Genomic DNA, 4,817 nt, shown 5'->3' with positions numbered 1-4,817 from the left:
CCGCCCGCGGCCACGGCCGCCGCGGCGGTCGTCGGCTTCCGGGTGATCGCCAACCTGATCTTCCGCCGGCCGCAGGTCAGCCTGCTCGCCGAGGAGGCCAAGGCCGAGGACCTGCCGTTCGTCGTGCCCCGCGAGGCCAAGGGCTCCTACGTCGGCACCGGCTACGTCCGTGAGCTGGCCGACGACCTGGGCGGCGTCTACACCCCCGACGCCCCCGACGTCGGGATCGTCGCCGACCTGGCGATCCTGGACGGCCCCGGCTTCACCGCCGCGCGGATCGACCCCCTGGTCAGGGAGTTCTACGAGCACACCAGCCGGTTCACCCTCGACATCGTCCCGCGGTGGCGGCTCTGGGTGCGTCCCGGCTATCTGCTGTACCGGCGGCTGCTGGCCGAACCGCTGGGCCAGGCGAGCGTCCCGATGAACCAGCGGGAGGCGCAGCGCGGCGTCCGCGGCCGGATCGACACCATCGAACTGCCGGACGGCAAGCTGATCCGCGGCTGGATCCGTTCGTTCGCCGCCGACGACCGGCCCATCTACGTCGGCATCTACACCACCTACCGGGACGCCGACCGCGGCTATGTGAGCGTCGGTTTCCCGCTGCCGCACGCCAGCTTCACCGCGACGCTCCTGCCCGCCGCCCGTCCCGACGGCGGCCTCACCCTGACCAGCGAGAGCGAACTGCCGCACCCCGGCCACTACCTGACCTACATCGACCCCGAGGACCGCGCCCTGACCACGGCGGCTGTCCCGGGCTTCGCCGAGCGGCTCGACGTCTACGTCAAGGACGGGGTGCTCCGCGCCGAGCACGCCTTCAAGGTGTTCGGCCTGCCGTTCCTGGTCCTGCACTACACGATGGACCGCAAACCCTAGAGCTCCTCGCGCAGCCCCCAAGGCGAGTCGTAGGCGGTCAGCAGATCGAGGAACGGGCGCGGCGGCAGCGCCTCGGGCCCCAGGATCCCCTGCCCCGCCCAGGCACCCGAGGCGATCAGTTCCAGCGCGACCAGCGGGTTGACGGCCGTCTGCCAGACCACGGCCTGCGAGCCGTACTCCCGCATCGACCACTGGTTGTCGACCACGTGGTACAGGTACACCTCGCGCGGCCGCCCGTCCTTGACGCCCTTCACCCAGGTCCCCGCGCAGGTCTTGCCGTGCATCAGCGAACCGAGCGTGGCGGGGTCGGGCAGGCAGGCGGCGACGACGTCGCGCGGCGACACCACGGCCGTCCCGACGGTGACGGGTTCGGTGCGGTCGAGTCCGAGCGCGTGCAGGGCCTTGAGCTTGCCGATGAAGTCGGCGCCGAGCCCGTACTTGAAGGTGACGCGGCCGGTCTCGACCCAGCGCGGCACCAGCAGCACCTCCTCGTGCTCGACGTTCACGCACTCGACCGGGCCGATTCCGCCGGGGAAATCGAAGATCTCCGGTTCGGAGAACGGTTCGGTGGTGAACCAGCCGCGTTCCTTCTCATAGACGACGGGCGGGTTCAGGCACTCCTCGATCGTCGTCCAGATGGAGAAGGACGGCGCGAAGTCGTGGCCGTCGACGGTGATGTTGGAGCCGTCCCTGATCCCGATCTCCTCGATCTCGTCGAACAGCTCGTCGGCGGCGTACCGGGCGAAGACGTCGGCGAGGCCCGGCTCGACGCCCATGCCGACCAGCGCCATCCGTCCGCTGTCGGCCCAGGCGTCGCCGCGCGCGAACTGGTCGTCGCCGAGTTTCACGCCGCACTCGGAGTAGGGCCGGTCGGGGTGCGGCTTGGACAGCGACATCGCCATGTCCAGGTAGTGGGCGCCGGCGGCGAGCGCGGCGTCGAACAGCGGCAGGACGAAGCGGGGGTCGGTGGCGTTCAGCAGGACGTCGCAGCGGTGCTCCAGCAGCAGCGCCGTCACCGCGAGCCGGTCGGAGGCGTCGATCGTGGCCGCCGCGAACCGGGGGTCGGCGACGGCCGTGACGGCGGCCTCGGCCTTCGCCCCGTCGTAGTCGGCCACGACCATATGGTCGAAGAACGTGCGGCGTGCCGCGATTCGGGTGATGGCCGTGCCGACCCCGCCGGCCCCGACAAGCAGAATGCGCATGATTTTCTCCAATTTGCTATGGATTCCGTAGGTAGATGCCCTGATGATGCGCTGATATCGTTTTTAACGTCAACCGTGTTGGCATAAGGAGGAGGTGTCCGGTGGCCAAGCAGATGATCGGCGACGGGCCGCGCCGCCGCCGTCCGACCAGGCAGGGGCAGGTCCTCACCCATGAGGTGATCGTCGAGACGGCGCTGCGGATGCTCCGCGAGCACGGCGCGGCCGGGCTGACGATCATCCGGCTGGGCGTGGCGCTGGGCGCGGACCCGAGCACGATCTACCGGTACTTCCGCGGCATGGACGAGCTGGCCCTGGCCATCGCCGACGAGCTGTGGGGCCGCGCCCTGCACGGCTGGCGTCCCACCGGCGACTGGCGGGCCGATCTCCGCTCGCTCGGCCTGCGCGTCCACGCCGCCTACCTGGCGCATCCGCAGGCCGCGGTGCTCACCGCGAGCCGGGTCTCGGGCAGGCCGCACGAGGTGGCGATGGACGAGACCATCCTGGGCGTGCTGCGCGGCGCGGGACTCCCCGACGCCGAGGCCGTCCGGCTCTTCCACACCTTCATCGACCAGGCGCTGGCCTTCGCCGTCCTGGACGCGGCGTCCCTGGCCCTGCCGGCGGCGGCACGGGCGTCCGACCAGGAGGTCTGGCGTGCCACCTACGCCCGGCTGCCCGCCGAGACCCACCCCAACATCGCCGCCACGGCCCCCCATCTGATCGCCCGGATGAACGACAGCGCCTACCCCGCGGCCCTCGACGCGTTCCTGTTCGCCGCGGCCCAGGTACCTCGAAAGAACGCCGCAGGAAAAAATCTTGTTAAAAGTCCGTAATGGCGGCAGGGCCGATCCGTCTTCCCCACACGTCGTTACAGTGGAGGAGATCTCAATGCCTGACATCAGCCAGGTGGTCACCCTTCCCGTGCGCCGCATCGAGCTCGGGTTCTCGTTCGAGCAGGACATGCGGCTCGCGGCCGACCTGCGCGAGCACGTTCCGGACATCGCCGTCGAGGCGGTCCGCCGGATCGAAAAGGAACTGCCGGAGTTCATCCGGCCGCACGACCCCCGCTACGCGGCAGGGGTCTCGCTGGGTGTGGAGTGCGCCATCGGCCATTTCCTCGACCTCATGATCGATCCGGGCACGAGTTCGGCAGAGGTCCTGGAATTCTGGCGCAAGGTGGGCGAAGGAGAGGCCGGGGAAGGCAGAACCCTGGACTCCTGGCAGGCCTCGACGAGGATCGGCGCGGGCGTCGCCGTCGAACGGCTCACGGAGCTGGCCGAACGGCTGGGCTACAAGCCGTCTCCCGCGGCCATGGCGGCGATCACGAACGCGGTCTTCGGGTACCTCAGCCAGATCGCCGTCGTGGTCGCGGAGGGCCACGCCGATTCCGCGGCACGCGCCGCGGGGCAGCGCCAGGATCGTAAGCGCCGCCTCATCGACCTGCTGCTCGGCCAGCCGGTCCCCGATGCCAAGGAGGTGAAGGAAGCCGCGCTCAACGCCGGCTGGACCGTCCCGCGGACCGTCGCGGCGGTCGCCCTGCAGGAACGCGGCCCCGATACCAAGCGGCCGAACCTGCCGCAGGAGATGCTGCTGGCGCTGCATCTGCCCGAGCCCTGCCTGATCGTCCCCGACCCGGACGGTCCCGGCCGCCACCAGCTGCTGGAGCAGAAGCTCCAGGGCTGGACGGCCGCGATCGGGCCGACGGTGCCGATCAGCGAGCTCGCCGAATCGGTCCGATGGGCGCGCCGGGCACTCGCGCTCGTCGACCAGGGACTCATCGACGCCTCCAAGCCGGTCCTGGCCGAGGCCCATATGCCGATGATCGTGATGATGCGGGACCGGGCGTTCGTCGAACGCGTCATCAACCGGCGGCTCGCGCCGCTGCTCGCGATCCGGCCCGCGCAGCGGTACCGGCTCGCCGAGACCCTGCTGACGGCTCTGGAATGCGGTTTCAACGCCACCGAGGTGGCGGGGCGGCTGCACCTGCACGCCCAGACCGTCCGCTACCGGATCCGCCAGCTCGAGGACCTGTTCGGCTCCGTGATCCACACGGCGTCCGACCGGCTGGAACTGCACATGGTGCTGCAGGCGTGGCTGACCCTCAACGCGGAACCCATGGAACGCGACGAACTGCGCACGGGCTGATCACCAAGGCCCGTCCGGCGCCGGGGGACCGGGGCCGGGCGGGCCTGCTCCTATTTGACGCCTTCGAGGTTCCAGCCCTGCGCGGCCATCCCGGCGAACGAGGCGGGCTTCAGGCTGGGCGGCTGCAGTCCCGACCAGTCGGCCTGCAGGAAGTAGCCGTCGGTCGTGGTGACGCTGGTGCCGAACGCCCCGTTGACCACATGCCAGATCTGGTCGGGGCCGCCGCAGTCGGCGACCGCGACCTTGTACTCCGAGCCGCCCTCCCAGAAGACGCCGGCGCCCTCCGCGCCGCGCGCCATGCACTGGCCGGTCGCGCCGTTGACGAGGGTGAACCCGCCCGTGGTGTCCTTGCGGACCCAGACGGTGTCCATGGCCTCGCAGCTCCGGGTCTGGACGACGGCCGCGCCCGAGGAGGACAGACAGGACTTCAGGCTGGTGTTCCGGATCCGGATCGAACCCGCCGGTACCTTGAGGGGCGCGGGTTTCTTCGGCCCGCTGCCCGGCGGCTTGGGCGAGGAGGGGCGCGCCGTCTTCGGCGCGGGATCGGCCGGGGAGGGCTCCGCTGAGGTCGGCGCGGTGGTCGGTGACGCCGGCGGCGCC

6 protein-coding genes are annotated in these 4,817 nt (G+C 70.8%); 4 read left to right on the top strand and 2 right to left on the bottom strand.

The window, feature by feature from the left end; all coding sequences use genetic code 11:
* Window positions 1-873: hypothetical protein (locus ACYVE7_RS29200; RefSeq protein ID WP_460369120.1), on the top strand; the 873-nt coding region annotated here is incomplete at its 5' end.
* On the opposite strand, the gene ACYVE7_RS29195 is transcribed toward ACYVE7_RS29200, so the two are convergent.
* A complete protein-coding gene (locus ACYVE7_RS29195) occupies window positions 870-2,075 on the bottom strand; it encodes a saccharopine dehydrogenase family protein (RefSeq protein WP_460369119.1) in 1,206 nt (401 codons plus the stop codon). The genes ACYVE7_RS29200 and ACYVE7_RS29195 overlap by 4 nt on opposite strands.
* 101 nt (window positions 2,076-2,176) lie before the next feature.
* Between ACYVE7_RS29195 and ACYVE7_RS29190 the strand changes: the two genes are divergently transcribed.
* Window positions 2,177-2,905 (top strand): TetR/AcrR family transcriptional regulator, encoded by a 729-nt coding sequence (locus ACYVE7_RS29190; protein ID WP_460369117.1) that lies wholly within the window; start codon window positions 2,177-2,179, stop codon window positions 2,903-2,905.
* 55 nt (window positions 2,906-2,960) lie between these two features.
* Window positions 2,961-4,217 (top strand): PucR family transcriptional regulator, encoded by a 1,257-nt coding sequence (locus tag ACYVE7_RS29185; protein WP_460369115.1) that lies wholly within the window; start codon window positions 2,961-2,963, stop codon window positions 4,215-4,217.
* Window positions 4,218-4,267: 50 nt separating this feature from the next.
* On the opposite strand, the gene ACYVE7_RS29180 is transcribed toward ACYVE7_RS29185, so the two are convergent.
* Entirely contained in the window at window positions 4,268-4,588 is a 321-nt protein-coding gene (locus ACYVE7_RS29180) for a hypothetical protein (RefSeq protein WP_460369113.1), read from the bottom strand.
* Here ACYVE7_RS29180 and ACYVE7_RS29175 point away from each other — a divergent pair.
* Window positions 4,587-4,817 (top strand): hypothetical protein (locus tag ACYVE7_RS29175; protein WP_460369111.1); only part of this gene is annotated, 231 nt, incomplete at its 3' end. The two genes, ACYVE7_RS29180 and ACYVE7_RS29175, sit on opposite strands and share 2 nt — an antisense overlap.

This window comes from Actinocorallia lasiicapitis (assembly GCF_054778695.1).
This window is presented reverse-complemented; position numbering and strand designations above follow the sequence as displayed.